The organism is Janibacter corallicola NBRC 107790 (assembly GCF_001570965.1).
Lineage (GTDB): Bacteria > Actinomycetota > Actinomycetes > Actinomycetales > Dermatophilaceae > Janibacter > Janibacter corallicola.
This window is the reverse complement of the sequence record NZ_BCSR01000051.1, coordinates 1-18,773: the sequence shown is the minus strand read 5'-3', so window position 1 is coordinate 18,773 and position 18,773 is coordinate 1. Positions and strand designations below refer to the sequence as shown.

Annotated in this window: 16 protein-coding genes and 1 other RNA gene; 10 read left to right on the top strand and 7 right to left on the bottom strand. The window is 71.6% G+C overall.

The window, feature by feature from the left end; translation table 11 throughout:
* The 3 genes from JCO01S_RS13625 to JCO01S_RS13615 all read right to left on the bottom strand — a co-directional run.
* Positions 1-530, bottom strand: a 530-nt coding sequence (locus JCO01S_RS13625; protein ID WP_281189215.1) for an SLC13 family permease, incomplete at its 3' end; no start/stop codon positions are given.
* Positions 531-536: 6 nt separating this feature from the next.
* On the bottom strand, positions 537-1,283 hold the full coding sequence (locus tag JCO01S_RS13620; RefSeq protein ID WP_068256836.1) for a YaaA family protein: 747 nt from the start codon (positions 1,281-1,283) through the stop codon (positions 537-539).
* A gap of 14 nt (positions 1,284-1,297) precedes the next feature.
* Complete coding sequence (locus JCO01S_RS13615) at positions 1,298-2,836, bottom strand: peptide MFS transporter (protein WP_084342930.1); 1,539 nt, start codon at positions 2,834-2,836, stop codon at positions 1,298-1,300.
* 221 nt (positions 2,837-3,057) lie between these two features.
* Between JCO01S_RS13615 and JCO01S_RS13610 the strand changes: the two genes are divergently transcribed.
* The gene (locus JCO01S_RS13610; RefSeq protein WP_084342929.1) at positions 3,058-3,639 is read left to right on the top strand and encodes a TMEM165/GDT1 family protein; all 582 of its coding nucleotides are present in this window, start codon (positions 3,058-3,060) and stop codon (positions 3,637-3,639) included.
* A gap of 63 nt (positions 3,640-3,702) precedes the next feature.
* An RNA gene (rnpB, locus tag JCO01S_RS13605) (RNase P RNA component class A) lies at positions 3,703-4,085 on the top strand.
* Positions 4,086-4,116: 31 nt separating this feature from the next.
* Here rnpB and JCO01S_RS13600 read toward each other — a convergent pair.
* Genes JCO01S_RS13600 through map form a run of 3 tightly spaced genes read right to left on the bottom strand, consistent with a single transcriptional unit; the run spans position 4,117 to position 7,014 of the window.
* Positions 4,117-5,379 (bottom strand): APC family permease, encoded by a 1,263-nt coding sequence (locus tag JCO01S_RS13600; RefSeq protein ID WP_068256826.1) that lies wholly within the window; start codon positions 5,377-5,379, stop codon positions 4,117-4,119.
* Between the two features lie 4 nt (positions 5,380-5,383).
* Complete coding sequence (ppgK, locus tag JCO01S_RS13595) at positions 5,384-6,136, bottom strand: polyphosphate--glucose phosphotransferase (RefSeq protein WP_068256823.1); 753 nt, start codon at positions 6,134-6,136, stop codon at positions 5,384-5,386.
* Between the two features lie 14 nt (positions 6,137-6,150).
* The gene (gene map, locus JCO01S_RS13590; RefSeq protein WP_068256820.1) at positions 6,151-7,014 is read right to left on the bottom strand and encodes a type I methionyl aminopeptidase; all 864 of its coding nucleotides are present in this window, start codon (positions 7,012-7,014) and stop codon (positions 6,151-6,153) included.
* 37 nt (positions 7,015-7,051) lie between these two features.
* On the opposite strand from map, the gene JCO01S_RS13585 reads away from it, so the two are divergent.
* Positions 7,052-7,276: a methionine aminopeptidase gene (locus JCO01S_RS13585; RefSeq protein WP_369407298.1), complete on the top strand. Its 225-nt coding sequence runs from the start codon at positions 7,052-7,054 to the stop codon at positions 7,274-7,276.
* A gap of 27 nt (positions 7,277-7,303) precedes the next feature.
* On the opposite strand, the gene panB is transcribed toward JCO01S_RS13585, so the two are convergent.
* The gene (gene panB, locus JCO01S_RS13580) at positions 7,304-8,185 is read right to left on the bottom strand and encodes a 3-methyl-2-oxobutanoate hydroxymethyltransferase (protein WP_068256815.1); all 882 of its coding nucleotides are present in this window, start codon (positions 8,183-8,185) and stop codon (positions 7,304-7,306) included.
* A gap of 177 nt (positions 8,186-8,362) precedes the next feature.
* Between panB and JCO01S_RS13575 the strand changes: the two genes are divergently transcribed.
* The 7 genes from JCO01S_RS13575 to JCO01S_RS13545 all read left to right on the top strand — a co-directional run.
* Positions 8,363-10,675 (top strand): immune inhibitor A domain-containing protein, encoded by a 2,313-nt coding sequence (locus JCO01S_RS13575; RefSeq protein ID WP_245634449.1) that lies wholly within the window; start codon positions 8,363-8,365, stop codon positions 10,673-10,675.
* A 107-nt stretch (positions 10,676-10,782) separates the two neighbouring features.
* Positions 10,783-12,120, top strand: coding sequence for a type I glutamate--ammonia ligase (glnA, locus tag JCO01S_RS13570; protein WP_068256812.1), 1,338 nt, complete (start codon positions 10,783-10,785; stop codon positions 12,118-12,120).
* 34 nt (positions 12,121-12,154) lie between these two features.
* Complete coding sequence (locus JCO01S_RS13565) at positions 12,155-15,097, top strand: bifunctional [glutamine synthetase] adenylyltransferase/[glutamine synthetase]-adenylyl-L-tyrosine phosphorylase (protein ID WP_068256809.1); 2,943 nt, start codon at positions 12,155-12,157, stop codon at positions 15,095-15,097.
* A 124-nt stretch (positions 15,098-15,221) separates the two neighbouring features.
* Positions 15,222-16,565, top strand: coding sequence for a histidinol dehydrogenase (gene hisD / locus JCO01S_RS13560; RefSeq protein ID WP_068256801.1), 1,344 nt, complete (start codon positions 15,222-15,224; stop codon positions 16,563-16,565).
* Positions 16,562-17,680, top strand: coding sequence for a histidinol-phosphate transaminase (locus JCO01S_RS13555; protein ID WP_068256798.1), 1,119 nt, complete (start codon positions 16,562-16,564; stop codon positions 17,678-17,680). Before hisD ends, JCO01S_RS13555 begins: the two co-directional genes overlap by 4 nt.
* Complete coding sequence (gene hisB, locus JCO01S_RS13550; protein WP_068256794.1) at positions 17,677-18,288, top strand: imidazoleglycerol-phosphate dehydratase HisB; 612 nt, start codon at positions 17,677-17,679, stop codon at positions 18,286-18,288. Before JCO01S_RS13555 ends, hisB begins: the two co-directional genes overlap by 4 nt.
* An 89-nt stretch (positions 18,289-18,377) precedes the next feature.
* Positions 18,378-18,773: hypothetical protein (locus JCO01S_RS13545; protein WP_218002277.1), on the top strand; the 396-nt coding region annotated here is incomplete at its 3' end.

The window sequence follows — 18,773 nt, the reverse complement described above, 5'->3', positions numbered from 1 at the left end:
GGGTCGTGGCGGCCCGCCGACGCCTCCCGGACGAAGGTTCCGCGCAGACTCCCGCGGTGGGTGCACCACAGCACGAGCATCGTCCCGACGACCGCGGCGGCCCCGGGCGCGAGTGCGAGGCGGACGAAGTCCGCCTGGTCGACCCCGAGCATCGCGAAGCGGCCCATCGCCAAGAGGTTGGTCAGGTTCGAGACAGGAAGGAAGAGCGAGGCGGTGTTGGCGAGGAAGAGCGTCGTCATCGCGAAGGGAGCGACGGGCAACCGCAGCTGCCGTGCCACGGCCAGGGCCACGGGAGTGAGCAGCACGGCCGTCGTGTCGAGACTGAGGACCGCGGTGACGACCACGGCCAACCCGGCGAGCAGCAGCCACAGGACGAGGACCCGGCCCCCGGCCACTCGGGCTGCGGCGTGCCCGGCCACGTCGAAGACACCCGCGAGGTCGGCCGCCTCGGCGACGACGGTGATCGTCAGGAGGAAGGCGATGACCGGCAGCGTGCGGGTGAGCACGTCGACGACGGCCACGCCGTTCACGCCGGGTCACCGGGCGGTGGCGTCGAGCACCCAGGGGCGGCCGGTGCGAGCCGGCTTCGTGAGGGAGACCTCGAAGGCCGGCTCGAGGGCTCGGGCGAGCGCCGTCGGGGTCCTCGGCTCGCGGTCCACGGAGAGCAGCTGACGAACGACCAGCCCGCGGGTGTGCTTGGCCATGTGGGTGGCGCCGGGCACGCGGATGTGCACCCACTTCTTCGCGGTCTCGCCACCGGGCGTCCACGCGGCGGCGTAGGTGCTGGAGCGGGCGTCGACCACGAGGCCCGATCCCGCGGCCTCCGTCAGTTCGGCCTCCAGGGCCTCGCGCCAGTGGGACGCGAGGGGGCCCATCCCCGGGAGGTTGACCGCCATCGAGAGCCGGTAGGGCGGGATGCGGTCCTTGGGACGGACCGCGCCGAAGAGCGCGGAGACCACCACGAGCCACCGGTTGGCCCGTCGCCGCTGGCCGGGCGTGAGATCGCCCAGGTCGAGGGCGTCGTAGAGGACACCGCTGTAGACCTGTGCCGCCGGCACGGCCGGCGCCGAGTCCAGCACGGTGTTGCGGGCGACCTCCTCGGTGAGGTTCGGGCTGACGCCGAGGACCTCGTGCGCGTCCGGGCGGGCGCTGACGCGGGCGAGGGCCTCGATGACCTCGCGCCGCTGCGGCGCCAGTGACGGGAAGGACAGCGAGTCGATCTCGAGGGGCTTGCCCCGGGAACGACCCGTCTTGGACTCCGACGGCGGCAGCAGGACGAGCACGCGAGCACCCTACGTCAGTCGGCTCCGCGCATCAGCCGCTCGATCGGCTTGGCCAGGGCCAGCATGAGCGCGCCGATGGCGATGGTGACCGCCCCGAGGATCCCGAAGTAGGGGACCTCGTTGGCCTCGCTGTAGAAGCCGGCGAGGCTGCCCGACAGGGCCGTGCCCAGCGCGACGGAGAGATAGAAGAGGGCGACCATCATCACGGGGTAGGCCTGCGGTGCGAGCTTGGTGGCCAGGGAGAGCCCGACGGGGGAGAGCATCAGCTCACCGCAGGTGGCCACGAGCATGATCAGCCCGGTCCAGAGGACCGGCACGCCCTCGACGTCGGCCATCGGCAGGAAGAGCAGGAATGCCGACCCCATGAGCGCGATGCCCAGGCCGAACTTCGTCGGGGTCACCGGCTGCCGGTGACCGAGCTTGGTCCACAGCGCGGCGAAGACGGGGGCGAGGACGATGATGAAGAAGGGGTTGAAGGAGTTCACCCAGGAGATCGGCATCGTCCAGCTGCCGATGAAGGGCAGGCTCAGGTCGCGGTCCAGCCGGGTGTCGGAGTAGATCGTCAGCACCGTGAACTGCTGCTGGAAGAGCGCCCAGAAGGCAGCGGAGCCGATGAACATCGGGATGAAGGACTTGACCCGGTCGTGCTCCCGGGTCGTGATGTTCTTGCTCGCCAGCAGGATCGCGAAGAGCGCGATCGCGCCGATGATGCTCAGGCCGACCACGACGTCGGCGAGGTTGCCCGGGGTCAACCAGCCGAGCAGGACCGCGGCGATGATGACGACGATCGAGCCGACGGCGATGGCGATCCACCGCGGGTAGGCCGAGCGGGGGAGCGGGTTCGGCACGTGGTGGACCTCGCGCGGCAGCGAACGGCGGGTCCACGCGTACTGGCCCAGCCCGATCGCCATGCCGAAGGCCGCGAGGCCGAAGCCGACGTGGAAGCCGATCTCCTTCTGCGCGAGGCCGGTGAGCAGCGGACCGATGAGGCCACCGACGTTGATCCCCATGTAGAAGATCGAGAATCCGGCGTCGCGCCGGGTGTCACCGGGGGCGTAGAGGCTCCCCACGAGATTGGTGATCGTCGCCTTGAGGCCACCGGAGCCGACGGCGATGAGGATCAGTCCCGCGGTGAGACCCGCGACGGCGGGGACGAGCGCCAGCGCCAGGTGGCCCAGCATGATGAGGACCGCCGAGACGAACATCGTGCGCTCGGAGCCCAGCAGCCGGTCGGCGACCCAGCCACCGAGGATCGACATGAGGTAGACCGACCCGCCGTAGGCGCCGACGATGCCGGCCGCCACGCCCTGGTCGATGCCCAGACCACCCTTGGTGGTCTCGAAGTACATGTAGATCAGGACGATGACCTGCATGCCGTAGAAGGAGAACCGCTCCCACAGCTCGATGCTGAAGAGGTTCGCCAGCATGCGGGGCTGGCCGAAGAAGCCACGGTCCTGCGTCGTCACGGTGGTGTCAGGGTCGTCCTGCTGCGCGGGATCGCCGCTGCCTGAGTCAGAATTCACCGCAACATGGTGGACCTTCGGGGGATCCATGACCTAATCGGGGTGCACGAGCACGGGGCGGTATGCGTTATGGTCTCCGGCGAAAGGGAGTAGTCCCCAACAGGTGCGTCGACACACTGGACCGAAGGGTTCCGGCGCATCGGGCCGAGAAGTTGTCGGCGGACGAGACTTTCGACCGGACTGTCATGCGATGGATCCCGGTCGAGGCTCCCTCCAGTTGCTCCTCGTCCGGGTGGATGAGGAGCTTTTTCATGTTCGAGGCCCTGCTGCTGAGCACGGCGGTGATCTTCGTCGCCGAGCTCGGGGACAAGAGCCAGCTGATGGCGATGACCTTCGCCACCCGGTACCGCGTGCGCGATGTCCTCCTCGGCATCACCGCCGCGACCGCACTGGTCCACCTGGCCTCGGTGGGCATCGGCTACTTCATCGGGGCGGGCTTCGAGAAGTACCAGGGCCCCATCGCCGTCGCCGCGGGTATCGCCTTCCTCGGCTTCGCGCTGTGGACGCTGCGCGGTGACGAGCTGACCGAGGAGGAGGAGCAGAAGGCGAAGAAGGCCACCGGCTCGGCAATCCTCGCGGTCGGGGGAGCCTTCTTCCTCGCCGAGCTCGGGGACAAGACGATGCTCGCGACGATCACCCTCGCGGTCCGCGAGGACTGGATCGGCACCTGGATCGGCAGCACCGTCGGCATGGTCGCCGCCGACGCCCTCGCGATCGTCGTCGGAGCGGTCCTGGGCCGCAAGCTGCCCGAGAAGGTCATCACCTACGGCGCCGCGGCCGCCTTCGCGGTCTTCGGTCTCGTGCTCATCGCGGAAGGCGCCGGCTGGCTGTGACCCCTTCGCCCGCGGCTGGGTGTGAGCGCTGGCGGACGACACCGACGTACACTGCTGTGCGGATGAGTCGGCCGGACGGCCGCGTCACCGCCTCCGGGCGGTGTCGAGGAAAGTCCGGGCTCCACAGGGCGTGGTGGTGGCCAACAGCCACCCGGGGCGACCCGCGGGACAGTGCCACAGAAAGCAGACCGCCTCGACCGCTGCGGCGATCGGGGTGAGGGTGAAAGGGTGGTGTAAGAGACCACCAGCGGTCCGGGTGACCGGACCGGCTCGGTAAACCCCACCAGGAGCAAGTCCAGACAGTGCGTGTTCGAGGGCTGCCCGCCCGAGCGCACGGGTAGGACGCTGGAGGCCGTCGGCAACGACGGCCCGAGATGGATGGTCGTCGCCCCGACACCGGCAACGGGGTCGGGGAACAGAACCCGGCTTACAGGCCGACTCATCCCCCTCCACCGGAGGGGCGAAGGGGGCGTCCGCTCACTCCCGCGTCGTGTGCCGCGCCCAGCCGATGAAGGCGCCCATGGCGAGGACGACGATGCCGGTCGCCACGATCGGCCAGGGCAGCAGCAGGGCGACCACGAGGCACCCGAGCAGCCCGAGCAGGGAGACCAGCCGGCCGAGGACGCTGCCCGGCAGCGTCAGGGCGCTCAGGTCCGCGACCCCGCAGTAGACGAGCAGGGAGAAGGCGGCCAGGCCGATGAGGCCGGCGAGGCTGCCGACGAGGACCGCGATGATGATCATCCCGGCGATGAGGATCTCCGCGTGGCGGGGTACCCCGTGCCTGGGGTCGATGGTGGCGAGGTAGGGCGGCAGGTGCTCGTCCCGCGCCAGCGCGAGCACGGTGCGCGAGACCCCGAGGAAGAGGGTGAGGAGGGCCCCGCCGACGAGGATCACTGCGGCGATCCGCAGCACCGGCCCCAGCCAGGGCCACGTCGAGACCGCGGCCGCGTCGGCGAGCGGGGCGTCGCGGGCGGCCACCCACCCCTCGCCGAGGCTGTCGGTGAGGACCGCTGCCACGAGCGCGTACAGGCCGAGCACGAGGGCGAGTGCGAGCCCGATCGCCCAGGGGATCGTGCGGCCGGGCCGGCGGACCTCCGCGGCGACGGTGGTGACCCGGTCGTAGCCGACGAAGGCGAAGAAGAGGAAGCCCGCCCCCTGGAGGACTCCGTGCCAGCCACCCGCATCGGGCAGGCGGCGCACCGGCTCGTCGGTGGTCGCCGGAGGGGCGAGCAGCATGACCGCGACGAAGACGAGCACCAGCACGAGCACCGCGAGGGCGATGAGTCTGGCCGCGCGAGCCGAGCGTTGCACCCGGTACAGGTTCAGCCCGAGCACGGCGAGGACCACGACGATCGCGATGGCCTTGGCGTTCTCGGGCCAGACGTGCACCCCGATGGTCAGGGCCATGGCACTGCACGAGGCCGTCGTGCCGACGATGAAGGCCCACCCGGCCAGGTGCCCCCACGGCACGCCGAGGCGCTCCCGTCCGTAGGCATAGGCCCCACCCGCCTCCGGGTAACGCGTGGCCAGGCGGGCGGAGGCATGTGCGTTGGCCACGGCGACGAGGGCCGCCACGCCGAGCGCGAGCGGCAGCAGCTTCCCCGCGGCTGCGGTGGCGGGGCCGAAGGCGACGAAGAGCCCGGCACCGACCATGGCCGCCACGCCGACGCCGATGGCATCGGGCAGGGTGAGCGCCCGTCGCGGGTCGTCGCCCCGAGTCTGGGCTGCTGGTTGTGTCATCCGATCATCGTCCTGCGGCCAGTCGGGCGGCACCGATGATGCCGGCCTTGTTCTTCAGCGTGGCGGGCACGATGGGCGTGCTCAGGTGCAGGAGGGGGAGGAACTCGTCGGCGCGCTTGCTCACGCCGCCCCCGACGACGAAGAGCGTCGGGCACAGCAGCTGCTCCAGTGCCTCGTAGTAGGTCTGCAGGCGGCCGGCCCACGCGGCGGCGTCCAGACCCTCGCGGTCCCGAGCGGACTCGGCCGCGCGGGTCTCGGCGTCCTCCCCGCCGATCTCGATGTGACCCAGCTCGGAGTTCGGCACGAGCCGGCCGTCCATGATCAGCGCCGTCCCGATCCCGGTCCCGAGGGTGGTGAGCACGACGAGCCCGTCCTGCCCCTCGGCGGCCCCGTGGTGGCGCTCGGCGACACCGGCGGCGTCGGCGTCGTTGACCACGTGCACCTCACGTCCGAGCCGCTTGGCGAAGAGGGACCGGACGTCGGTGCCGATCCACGAGGGGTCGATGTTCGCGGCGGAGCGGGCGACGCCGGAGACGACCACGCCCGGCAGGGTGACCCCGACGGGCAGACCGGGCTCGGGCTCGAAGTGCTCGACGATCTCGGCGACGACGTCGGCGACGGCGTCGGGTCGGGCACCCTCCGGTGTCGCGATGCGCAGCCGCTTCTGCGTGAAACGACCCTTCCGCGTGTCCACCGGGGCACCCTTGATGCCGGAACCGCCGATGTCGATGCCGAGCGCGTCCGGCTGCTTGCTCATCTGGGTGCCGTCCTTCAGGGGAGGGTGAGGATCTCGTTGCCGTCGTCGGTGATGAGGATGGTGTGCTCGAACTGCGCCGAGCGGCGCAGGTCCTTGGTCACGACGGTCCACCCGTCGTCCCACATGGTCCAGTCCGGCGTGCCGAGGTTGAGCATCGGCTCGATCGTGAAGGTCATGCCCGGCTCGATGACCTCGTCGTGGGAGGGCGCGGCGTCGTAGTGGGGGACGACGAGACCGGAGTGGAAGGCGGTGCCGATGCCGTGTCCCGTGTAGTCGCGCACGACGCCGTAGCCGAAGCGAGCCGCGTACTTCTCGATGACCCGCCCGATGATGTTGATCCGGCGGCCGGGCAGGGCCGCCTTGATGCCGCGCATCATCGCCTCACGCGTCCGCTCGACGAGCAGGGAGGACTCCTCGTCGACGGCACCGACGACGAAGGTGGCGTTGGTGTCGCCGTGGACGCCACCCAGGAAGCCGGTGATGTCGACGTTGACGATGTCCCCCTCCTGCAGCGGTCGGCTGTCCGGGATGCCGTGGCAGACCACCTCGTTGACCGAGGTGCACAGCGACTTCGGGAACCCCCGGTAGCCGAGCGTGGAGGGGTAGGCGCCGTGGTCCAGGAGGAACTCGTGCCCGACCCGGTCCAGCTCGTCGGTGGTGACGCCGGGCGCGACCGTCTCGCCGACGGCCTGCAGGGCCTGCGCGGCGACCCGGCCGGCCACCCGCATCAGCTCGATGGTCCGCGCGTCCTTGACCTCGCTGCCGGCGAAGGGGGCCGGTCGGTCCTTGTCGACGTACTCCGGCCGGGTGATCGACGGCGGGACCGAGCGACGGGAGGAGACGGTGCCGGGGGTCACGGTTGCGGCGGGCGCGCTCATGCGGTGGAGTCTAGGCAACATCAGCCGGCGGCTGCCGGTGGCACCGGAACACCGAGGAGAGGACCAGCGCGAGATGCCCTACTGGTACAACGTCGACACCAAGCAGGTCGAGACCGACGAGAACCGCTCCCAGAACGCGAACGTCATGGGGCCCTACGACACCCAGGAGGAGGCCGCGGCCGCCCTGGAGACCGCCGCCCGCCGGACGGCGGAGTGGGACGAGGAGGACCGGGAGTGGGAGGAGCGTGGCGCGCAGGAGTGAGGCGCCCGCGCCGCCGGCAGGGCCTGCTCAGGCCTCGAAGGAGTGCTCGGCCGCGGGGAAGGTTCCGCCGGCCACCTCATCGGCGTAGCTGCGCGCCGCGTCGGCCAGGACCGATCGCACGTCCGCGAATTTCTTCACGAAGCGGGGCGAGCGCCCGCTGCCCATGCCCGCCATGTCCTGCCACACGAGCACCTGGGCGTCGCACTCCGCGCCGGCACCGATCCCGATCGTCGGGATGGCCAGCTCCTCGGTCACCCTGGCCGCCGCGCCGGCGGGGACCATCTCGAGCACGACGGCGAAGGCGCCGGCCGCCTGCACTGCGCGGGCGTCCTCGAGCAGCTTCTCGGCCGCCTCACCCCGGCCCTGGACCCGGTAGCCGCCGAGGCTGTGCTCGCTCTGCGGGGTGAAGCCGATGTGCGCCATGACGGGGATGCCCCCCTTCGTCATCCGCTCGATGGTGGCGGCCATCTCGACCCCGCCCTCGAGCTTGACCGCGTGCGCGAGCCCCTCCTTCATCAGCCGCGCCGCGGAGAGGTAGCCCTGCTCCGGAGAGGCCTGGTACGTGCCGAAGGGGAGGTCGGCCACCACGAGGGCGTGGTCGGCCCCACGGGCCACCGCCCGGGTCAGCGGGATCATCTCCTCGAGGGTGACCGGCACCGTCGTGGCGTGGCCGAAGACGTTGTTGCCCGCGGAGTCCCCGACGAGCAGCGCCGGGATGCCGGCCTCGTCGAAGATCTCGGCGGTGTACATGTCGTAGGAGGTCAGCATCGCCCAGCGCTCGCCGCGGTCCTTCATCTGCTGCAGGTGGGGGATGCGCACCCGCTTGCGGGGGCTGGGGGGCCCGGAGGTGCCGCCGTAGGGGGCAGTGGTCTCGTCGGCGGGTCGGGAGCTGTCCGGCGTCGTCGTCATGGTCGCCACTGTAGGCCCGGGCGAAGGGGGCCGGAACTGCGGTGAGCACGTCGGGGCCGATCGGGCACCGTAAGGATTTGTTCAGGAAAGAGCGGAAAACGTCCCAAGACGTGGGCGTGGTTGGTTGAGTACTCCTGCCCCTGTGGTCATCGACCACATTTTTTCCAGGAGGATCCGTTGAAGAGACGCCACATCCATGTCGTGTCGGGTCTGGCCACGTCCGCCCTCGTCCTCGCGCTCATGCCGCTGTCGGCCAGCGCCGGGACGACCGCCGGTCATGCGCCCCCGCAGAAGGACGACACCACGCACGAACTGCAGCAGGACGACCTGCCCAATCCGCTCGGCGACGCGCAACGGGAGCTGCGTGAGGAGGCCGTGACCCAGCTCGTGAAGGGGGAGGCCGATGTCGTCACCAAGAACGGCAACAAGGTCATCGAGCTGAAGGGCAACAACCGCAACAAGAACCGCTACGTCAGCTATGACGTCGACCGCACCGCGTCCGTCTTCACCATCCTCACCGACTTCGGTGACAAGACGAAGCCCGCCACCGGCGGCAAGGCCGGCCCCGTGCACAACCAGATCCCGGAGCCGGACCGTGACTGGGACGGCGGGAGCACCGACGACAACTCCACGATCTGGTCCGAGGACTTCAACCGCGAGCACTACATGGACCTGATGTTCGCGGAGGGCCAGGAGTCCTTCAAGGACTTCTACCTCAAGCAGTCCAACGGACGCTTCGAGGTCGATGGTGACGTCAGCAACTGGGTGACGGTGCCCTACAACGAGGCCCGCTACGGCCACAACCCCGAGGAGGGGGACGGCACCAGCGAGTCCGAGGGCTACTGGAACTACATCAAGGACACCGCCACCGCCTGGTACGAGGACCAGAAGGCCCAGGGCAAGAGCGACGCGGAGATCCGCGACTACCTCTCGCAGTTCGACGTCTGGGACCGCTACGACTACGACGGTGACGGCGACTTCGACGAGCCGGACGGCTACATCGACCACTTCCAGGCGATACACGCCGGTCAGGGCGAGGAGGCCGGCGGCGGCGCCGAGGGCGAGGACGCCATCTGGAGCCACCGCTGGTACGCCTTCGGCAACAACATCGGCAAGACCGGCCCCGAGGAGAACAAGCAGGGCGGCGTCCAGCTGGGCGACTCCGGCTTCTGGATCGGTGACTACACGACCGAGCCGGAGAACGGCGGCCTCGGCGTCTTCACCCACGAGTTCGGCCACGACCTCGGTCTCCCGGACATGTACGACACGATGGGCGGCGACAACGGCACCGGCTTCTGGACCCTGATGTCCGCCGGCAGCTGGCTGAACCACGGCACGGAGGACATCGGCTCCAGCCCGGGCTACATGGGTGCCTGGGAGAAGCTGCAGCTCGGCTGGCTCGACTACGAGACCGTCAAGCCCGGTGAGAAGAAGACGACCGGCCTCGGCCCGGCCGACCTCGACCACGCCCGCCTCCCGCAGGCGCTCGCGGTGCTGCTGCCCGAGAAGGACGTCACCACCGACTACAACACCCCGCACTCGGGTGACCACGAGTGGTGGTCCGGCTCCGGCGACAACCTCAACACCACCCTCGGCCGCGAGATCGACCTCTCCGGCGCGAGCTCGGCGACGGTATCCGCCTGGCTGGACGCCGACACCGAGGCGGACTACGACGTCCTCTACGCCGAGGTCTCGACCGACGGCGGCTCCACCTGGGAGGAGGTCGGTTCCCACGACGGTGGTGAGCTCGGCAACTGGCAGCAGGTCAGCTACGACCTCGGCGACCACGCCGGGCAGACCGTCCAGTTCCGGTGGCGCTACCAGACCGACGGCGGTCTGACCCGCCCCGGCGCCTTCCTGGACGACATCACGATCACCGTCGACGGCGAGGAGGTCCTCTCCGACGACGTCGAGTCGGGCGAGAACGGCTGGACCGCCGACGGCTTCACCCGCATGGAGGGCTCGACCACGGAGACGGTGCAGAGCTACTACCTCGCCGAGCACCGGCAGTACTCCGGGTACGACAAGAACCTCAAGACCGGTCCGTACAACTTCGGTTTCGCCGACCGGGCGAACTGGGTCGAGCGGTTCCCGTACCAGGACGGCCTGCTCGTCTGGTACGTCAACAACGAGTACCAGGACAACAACACCAGTACGCACCCCGGCTACGGCCAGGTGCTGCCGGTGGACGCGCGGCCGACGCCGGTCACCTTCCCGGACGGTGCGATGCTCGGCAACCGCCGCCAGCCCTTCGACGCCACCTTCGGCAGGCAGTCGACGGACAAGGTGACCTTCCACCACGACGGCAACCCCACGACGGTGAAGTCGCAGCGGCCGGTCACGACCTTCGACGACTCGGACCCGAACCGGTACTGGTCCCCCGAGAACCCGCAGGGTTCGACGAAGGTCGCCGGCTCGGGCACGACGATCAGGGTGCTGGCCAGCAACCAGGACCGGATGAACGTCCAGGTGCGCGCGGGCACGAAGTGACCTGACCCGGGTACCCGCAGGACCGCCGGGCCCACGCTCCCTTCGCGGGAGGGTGGGCCCGGCGGCGTCCCGGGCCGCCGAGCCGACCGCTGGTGCAGGATGGGGACATGGATCGACAGCAGGAGTTCGTCCTCCGGACCATCGAGGAGAGGGACATCCGGTTCGTCCGGCTCTGGTTCACCGATGTGCTCGGCACGCTGAAGTCGGTGGCCATCGCCCCCGCGGAGCTCGAGGGGGCCTTCGCCGAGGGCATCGGCTTCGACGGGTCCTCGATCGAGGGGTTCACCCGGGTCTACGAGGCGGACATGCTCGCCCAGCCGGACCCGGCCACCTTCCAGGTCCTGCCCTGGCGGGGGGAGTACCCGGGCACCGCCCGGATGTTCTGCGACATCCACCTGCCCGACGGCAGCCCGGCCCTCAGCGACGCGCGCTACGTGCTGCGCCGCACCCTGGACAAGGCCGGGGACATGGGCTTCACCTTCTCCATCCACCCAGAGATCGAGTTCTTCCTCCTCAAGCAGGACAGCGTCCGCTCCGGCAACCCGGTGCCCGTCGACGACGGCGGGTACTTCGACCACGTGCCGAAGGGGGACGCCCACGACTTCCGGCGCCTCGCCATCACGATGCTGGAGTCGGTCGGCATCTCCGTGGAGTTCAGCCACCACGAGGGCGCCCCCGGCCAGAACGAGATCGACCTGCGGTACGCGGACGCGCTGTCCACGGCGGACAACGTCATGACCTTCCGCACCGTCATCAAGGAGGTCGCCCTCGAGCAGGGGGTCTACGCGACCTTCATGCCCAAGGTCTTCGCCGAGCACCCGGGCAGCGGCATGCACACCCACATGTCGCTCTTCGAGGGGGACACGAATGCCTTCTACGAGCCGGGGGCCCCCTACCAGCTCAGCCGGGTCGGACGACAGTTCATCGCCGGGCTGCTCCGTCACGGGCGCGAGTACGCCGCCGTGACCAACCAGTGGGTCAACAGCTACAAGCGGCTCTGGGGTGGTGGCGAGGCCCCGGCCCACCTGACCTGGGGGCACAACAACCGGTCGGCGATGGTCCGGGTGCCGATGTACAAGCCCGACAAGGGCAACTCCAGCCGCGTCGAGCTGCGCAGCCTGGACGCCGCCTGCAACCCCTACCTCGCCTTCGCCGTCATGCTCGCCGCCGGCCTGAAGGGGATCGAGGAGGGCTACGAGCTGCCCGCGGAGACCGAGGACGACGTGTGGGGCCTTACCGACCGCGAGCGACGGGCGATGGGCATCCGGCCGCTGCCGGCCAGCCTGGCCGAGGCGATCGAGGTCATGGAGGACAGCGAGCTGGTCGCCGAGACGCTCGGGGAGCACGTCTTCGACTTCTTCCTGCGCAACAAGCGCCAGGAGTGGGCGGACTACCGCCACCAGGTGACTCCCTTCGAGCTGCAGCGTCTCCTGCCGCGGCTGTGAGGGCGCCGTGAGCACACCGCAGGACCCCGGGCCCATGCTCGCCCGGCGGGGATTCACCGAGACCCGCCGCTCCGAACGGCTGCTCGCCGACCCCGTGCTCGACCTGACGCCCGGCGCGGAGCAGGACCGGCTCATCCGGGCCATGACCCGGGCCGCCGACCCCGACGGCGCGCTGCTCGGCCTGGTCCGGGTGCTCGAGGCCGCCGGGGACGACGTCGGTGAGCTGCGCGAGGCGCTGCGCGAGGACGAGCAGGTCCGGGACCGCGTCATCGGGGTGCTCGGCATCTCCACCGCACTCGTGGACCACCTCGTCGCGCACCCGGAGCAGTGGCACGACGCGGTCGATGCGGTCCCGATGACCCCCGAGGAGCGCACCGAGGCGATGCTCGAGGAGCTGGCCTCCCCGGGCGACCTCGCGCCGGAGGACGCGATGCGGGTGGCCTACCGGCGCCAGCTGCTCGGGATCGCGGCGCTGGACGTGACGAGCGAGGACCCGGTCGCGGACCTGCCGGAGACGGCAGCGGCGCTCGCCGACCTGGCCGGCTCGGCGCTCGAGGCGGCGGTGCGCATCGCCACCGACGAGCAGGGCGAGGACGGGCGGTGCTGCCGCTTCGCGGTGATCGGCATGGGCAAGGCCGGTGGCCGCGAGCTGAACTACATCTCCGACGTCGACGTGATCTTCGTCGCCGATCCGGTCGACGGGGTCGACGAGGACCACGCGATGGACGTCGCCGCCCGGATCGCGACCCGGGTCATGCACGCCTGCTCCGCGCCGACGGCCCACGGCAGCCTGTGGCAGGTCGACGCGGCGCTGCGGCCCGAGGGCAAGCAGGGACCGCTCGTGCGCACCGTCGCCAGCCACCGGACCTACTACGAGCGGTGGGCCAAGACCTGGGAGTTCCAGGCCCTGCTCAAGGCGCGCCACCTCGCCGGCGACGCGACGCTGGGGGCGGAGTACCTCGCGGCCGTCGGCCCGCTCGTGTGGCAGGCCGCGTCACGGGAGGACTTCGTCGACGACGTCCAGGCCATGCGCCGCCGCGTCATCGAGCACATCCCGCCGGCGGAGGCCAAGCGCCAGCTCAAGCTCGGACCCGGTGGCCTGCGGGACGTGGAGTTCTCGGTGCAGCTCCTCCAGATCGTCCACGGCCGCACCGACGAGAGCCTGCACTCCCGCACCACCCTCGAGGCGCTGGGCCAGCTCTCGGCGGGAGGGTACATCGGGCGGGACGACGCCGTCGTCCTCGACGAGGCCTACCGCTTCCTGCGGACGATCGAGCACCGGGTCCAGCTGCACCACCTGCGACGCACCCACCTGATGCCCACGTCCGAAGGGGACCTGCGCCGGCTCGGGCGCTCCCTGCAGCTGTGGGACGAGCCCCAGACGAAGGTCGTGGAGCTGCGCACGAGGCACTCCCGCGAGGTCCGGCGGCTGCACCAGCGCCTCTTCTACCGGCCGCTGCTCTCCGCGGTGGCCCGGCTCAGCCCGGCCGAGGCGCGCCTCAGCCCCGACGCGGCGCGGGCGAGGCTGTCCGCCCTGGGGTACCGGGACCCCGCCGGCGCGCTGCGGCACATCGAGGTCCTCACCGAGGGGATGAGCCGGCGGGCGGCCATCCAGCGCCAGCTGCTCCCGGTCATGCTCGAGTGGTTCGCCGAGATGGCCGACCCGGACGCCGGTCTGCTCGCCTTCCGCAAGGTCAGCGAGGAGCTCGGAGCCACGCACTGGTACCTGCGCCTGCTCCGTGACGAGGGCGAGGCCGCCCAGATCCTGGCACGCACCCTCGGGGCCAGCCGCTTCGCCGCGGAGCTGCTGCTCGTCAGTCCCGAGGCGGTCCAGATGCTCGGGGAGGCCGACGGCCTGCGCCCCCGCCGTCGGGAGGTGCTGCTGCGCCGGATGCGCTCGGCCGCCGGCAGGCGCGAGGCACCGGACGCAGCCGTGAGCGCCATCCGGGCCATCCGCCGCGCCGAAATCTTCCGGGTCGCCGTCGCCGACCTGCAGGGGAGGCTCGACCTGGCCACGGTGGGTGAGTCCCTGACCGACATCAGCGAGGCCACCATCGAGGCCGCCCTCGAGGTCGTCATGGCGGCCGTCGCCCGGGAGCGTGACGGCGACCTCGGCACGGACCTGCTCGTCGTCGGCATGGGCCGGCTCGGCGGACGTGAGCTCGGGTACTCCTCGGACGCGGACGTGCTCTACGTCCACCGTCCCCACGAGGGCGTCGAGGAGCAGTCCGCCCAAGAGGCCGCGCTGGCCGTGGTCGGTCGGCTGCGTGAGCTGCTCGGCGCCGCCGGGTCCGACCCGCCGCTCGGTCTGGACGCCGACCTGCGACCGGAGGGCCGGAGCGGGCCCATGGTGCGCAGCCTCGCCTCCTACGCCGCCTACTACGAACGCTGGGCCGAGACCTGGGAGGCGCAGGCACTGCTGCGTGCCCGCCCCGTCGCGGGGGACACGGACCTCGCTGGAGAGTTCCTGCAGCTCATCGAGCCGCTGCGCTGGCCCGAGGGCGGCATCGACATCTCCCAGGTGCGCCAGATCCGGCGCCTCAAGGCGCGGATGGAGGGGGAGCGCCTCCCCCGTGGGGCCGACCGGCGCACCCACTTCAAGCTGGGCATGGGCGGGATCTCCGACGTGGAGTGGAGCGTCCAGCTCCTCCAGCTGCAGCACGCCCACGCCCACTCCGGGCTGCGCACGACCCGCACCCTGCCCGCGCTCGCCGCCGCCGTCGAGGCGGGGCTGCTCGCGACCGAGGACGCGGACGTCCTCCGCGAGGCCTGGTCGATGGCCTCCTTGCTGCGCAATGCCGGCATGCTCTTCCGCGGGCGGCCCGTGGACTCGGTCCCCTCCAACCTGCGCGAAGCGGACGGCGTCGGGCGGATCGTCGGCATGAACCCCCAGTCCGGTCTCTCGCTCGCGGAGTCCTACCGGCGCACCGCGCGGCACGCGCGCGCCGTCGTGGACGGGGTCTTCTACGGGGAGTGAGGACCCCGGGCCCGTCCGCTCGGGGGCCGGCCGAACTGCCGTGGGGAGCGCCCGATGTGGCGCATGACGGGGGACGGTGAGACACCGGACCGGGCACGGGTGCGACGAACCTAGACTTGGGCCCATGCTCGCCACGATCGACCTGCGCACGACCGCGCTCAGTGCCCGCCGGCTGCGGGAGGTCCTCCCACGGGCCGAGTACGACGTCGAGGCCGCCGTGGCGGCCGTCGCCCCGATCTGTGACGCGGTGCGCGACCGCGGGGCAGCGGCCCTGCTGGAGTACGCGGAGCGTTTCGACGGTGTCCGGCCCCCCTCCCTCCGCGTCCCGGCCGACGTCCTGCAGGCCGCGCTCGACGGGCTCGACCCGGACGTGCGCGCCGCTCTCGAGGTCTCGATCGAGCGGGCCCGGACGGTGCACGCCGCGCAGCGGCGCGAGGACGTCACGACCACCGTCGTCCCCGGCGGGACGGTCACCGAGCGGTGGGTCCCCGTCGAGCGCGTCGGGCTGTACGTGCCGGGCGGCCGCGCGGTCTACCCCTCCTCGGTCGTCATGAACGTCGTCCCGGCCCAGCTGGCCGGGGTCGGCTCGCTCGCGGTGGCCAGCCCTCCGCAGCGGGAGAACGTGGGGGAGCTCGCGGGCTACCCGCACCCGACGGTCCTCGCCGCGTGCGCCCTCCTCGGCGTCGACGAGGTGTGGGCCATGGGCGGCGCCCAGGCGGTGGCCGGCCTCGCCCACGGCTTCACCGACCTCGACGGCACCGAGTGTGAGCCGGTCAGCGTCGTCACCGGCCCCGGCAATGTCTACGTCGCGGCGGCCAAGCGCCGCCTGGAGGGGCTCATCGGCATCGACGCGGAGGCCGGCCCCACCGAGATCGCCGTCCTCGCCGACGCGAGCGCCGACCCCGAGCACGTCGCCGCCGACCTCATCAGCCAGGCAGAGCACGACCCGCTGGCCGGGTCGGTGCTCGTCACCGACTCCACCGAGCTGGCCGAGGCCGTCCGCGAGGCGGTCGCCCGCCGGGCCGCCGCCACCAAGCACAGCGAGCGGGTCACCGAGGCCCTCGGTGGACGCCAGTCGGCCGTCGTGCTCGTCGCCGACCTCGAGCAGGGTCTGCAGGTGGTCGATGCCTACGCCGCGGAGCACCTCGAGGTCGTGACCGAGGACGCCGCGGGGGTCGCCGCCCGGGTGCGCAACGCCGGCGCCATCTTCGTCGGGCCGTGGAGTCCGGTGAGCCTGGGTGACTACGCGGCCGGCTCGAACCACGTGCTGCCCACCGGCGGCAGTGCCCGGCACACCGGGGGCCTGTCCGTGCAGTCCTTCCTGCGGGGGATCCACGTCGTGGACTACTCCGAGCAGGCGCTCGCCGACGTCGGTCGGCACGTCGTGGCGTTGGCGCAGGCCGAGGACCTGCCCGCCCACGGCGAGGCCGTCACCGCCCGCACCGAGCCGGGGGAGGGGCGGCAGTGACCGGCATCGAGGAGCTGCTGCGCCCCGAGCTGCGCGGACGCTCGCCCTACGGCGCCCCGCAGCTGGACGTCGAGGTCCAGCTCAACACGAACGAGTCCTCCTACCCCGTGCCCGATGAGGTCGTCGCTGCCGTCCTCGCCGAGCTCGAGCGGGACCTCGGCGGCCTGAACCGTTACCCCGACCGGGAGTTCGCCGAGCTGCGCAGCGCCCTCGGCACCTACCTGGCGAAGCAGAGCGGGATCCACCCCCGCGAGGAGTCGATCTGGGCCGGCAACGGCAGCAACGAGGTCCTCCAGCACCTCGTGCTGGCCTTCGGCGGCTCCGGGCGCACCGCACTGGGCTTCACGCCCGCCTACTCGATGCACCCGATCCTCACCGAGACCCTCGGCATGCGGTGGGTCGACGGTCAGCGCGATGCGACCACCTTCGACCTCGCGGTGGACTCCGCCGTGACGCAGGCGAAGGGGGTCGACCCCCACCTGGTCTTCCTCTGCTCCCCGAACAACCCCACCGGCTCGGCGCTGCCCTTCGACGTCATCGAGGCGATGCTCGTGGCGGCGCCGCGCGCGCTCGTCGTCGTCGACGAGGCCTACGCGGAGTTCGCCCGACCAGGCACCCGCAGCGCCCTGGAGCTCGTGGCGGACCACCCACGGCTCGTCGTCACCCGGACAATGAGCAAGGCCTTCACGCTCGCCGGCGGCCGGCTGGGCTACCTCGTCGCCGACCCCGCGGTTGTCGATGCGCTGCGGCTGGTCCGGCTGCCGTACCACCTGTCGACACCGACGCAGACCATCGCGCGGGTCGCCCTCGAGCACGCTGACGCGCTGCTCGGGACCGTCGAGGCGATCAAGACCCAGCGTGACCGGCTCGTCGGCGAGCTCTCCGCGATGGGGCTCGCGCCCGTCCCCAGTGACGCCAACTTCGTCCTCTTCGGGGGACTCGCGGACGCCGCGAGCACCTTCCAGGGGCTGCTGGACCGTGGCGTGCTCGTCCGCGACGTCGGCATCCCGCACCACCTGCGCGTCACGGCCGGCACACCGGAGGAGACCTCCCGCTTCCTGACCGCCATGGCCGAGCTCGTGCCCACCCACGCCGCCCGCAAGGAGACACCGTGAGCAACAACCCCGCCCGCACCGCCACCGCGCGACGCGACACGTCCGAGAGCAGCGTGGAGGTGAGCGTCGACCTCGACGGCACCGGGGTCGGCAGCGTCTCCACCGGGGTGCGCTTCTACGACCACATGCTGCTCTCGCTCGCCAAGCACAGCCTCATCGACCTCACCGTCAAGGCCGACGGCGACGTCGACGTCGACGCGCACCACACCGTCGAGGACGTCGCGATCGTGCTCGGGTGGGCGGTGCGCGAGGCGCTCGGCGACAAGCGCGGCATCACCCGCTTCGGTGATGCCACCGTGCCGCTCGACGAGGCCCTCGTGCAGGCGGTCGTCGACGTCGCCGGTCGGCCCTACGTGGTGCACACGGGCGAGCCCGTGGGCCAGGAGCACGTGATCATCGGGGGCAACTTCGTCGGGTCGCTGACCCGCCACGTCATGGAGTCCTTCGCCTTCAACGCCGGTATCGCCCTGCACGTGCGCGTCCTCGCCGGCCGCGACCCGCACCACGTCGTCGAGGCGCAGTTCAAGGCCCTGGCGCGCGCGCTGCGCACCGCGGTCGCCCACGACCCGCGCGTCTCCGGCGTCCCGAGCGCCAAGGGCGCGCTCTGAGCGCCTCGACGATGACCCGTCAGGGCAGGGGAGTCGTCCTCCTCGCAGGGTCACCGCCGCAGGCGCGTGCCTGGGTGCGTGGTGGTGTGGTGCCCTGCCACGTGGTCGCCCACCGCGCCTGGACGATCGTCGTCCCCTCGGCCGGGCGCACCGCGGCCCGCCCTCCCTACGACGACCCCGCGCGCATCCTCTCCAGCCGGTACGTCGGCTCCCGGCTGGCACCAGCCCTCGGATTCTTCACCGAGGACTCCACCGCCTGGGTGACCGCCCGTGGCCCCGGGCGCTCCCGCACGCGCTGGGCTCTGCGCGACCCGGACCACGTCGTCATGGGCGGTGCCGGTCTGCCCCCGCTGGCGCCGGAGCACCTGCACCGGGTGCTCGGCCACGCCGCCGGTGCGGGCTCCCGCCCGGTGCCGTTGCGGGCCCTGCGCGAGGTCTGGGGGCGCACCGACCTGCCGCACCTGGACTGGCTCCTGGAGCTGCTC

Bases quoted from the DNA above. Each gene is read 5' to 3' on its own strand.
- JCO01S_RS13615 (WP_084342930.1), bottom strand. From the start codon at position 2,836: ATGGATCCCCCGAAGGTCCACCATGTTGCGGTGAATTCTGACTCAGGC.
- JCO01S_RS13610 (WP_084342929.1), top strand. From the start codon at position 3,058: ATGTTCGAGGCCCTGCTGCTGAGCACGGCGGTGATCTTCGTCGCCGAG.
- JCO01S_RS13600 (WP_068256826.1), bottom strand. From the start codon at position 5,379: ATGACACAACCAGCAGCCCAGACTCGGGGCGACGACCCGCGACGGGCG.
- ppgK (WP_068256823.1), bottom strand. From the start codon at position 6,136: ATGAGCAAGCAGCCGGACGCGCTCGGCATCGACATCGGCGGTTCCGGC.
- map (WP_068256820.1), bottom strand. From the start codon at position 7,014: ATGAGCGCGCCCGCCGCAACCGTGACCCCCGGCACCGTCTCCTCCCGT.
- panB (WP_068256815.1), bottom strand. From the start codon at position 8,185: ATGACGACGACGCCGGACAGCTCCCGACCCGCCGACGAGACCACTGCC.
- glnA (WP_068256812.1), top strand. From the start codon at position 10,783: ATGGATCGACAGCAGGAGTTCGTCCTCCGGACCATCGAGGAGAGGGAC.
- JCO01S_RS13565 (WP_068256809.1), top strand. From the start codon at position 12,155: ATGCTCGCCCGGCGGGGATTCACCGAGACCCGCCGCTCCGAACGGCTG.
- hisD (WP_068256801.1), top strand. From the start codon at position 15,222: ATGCTCGCCACGATCGACCTGCGCACGACCGCGCTCAGTGCCCGCCGG.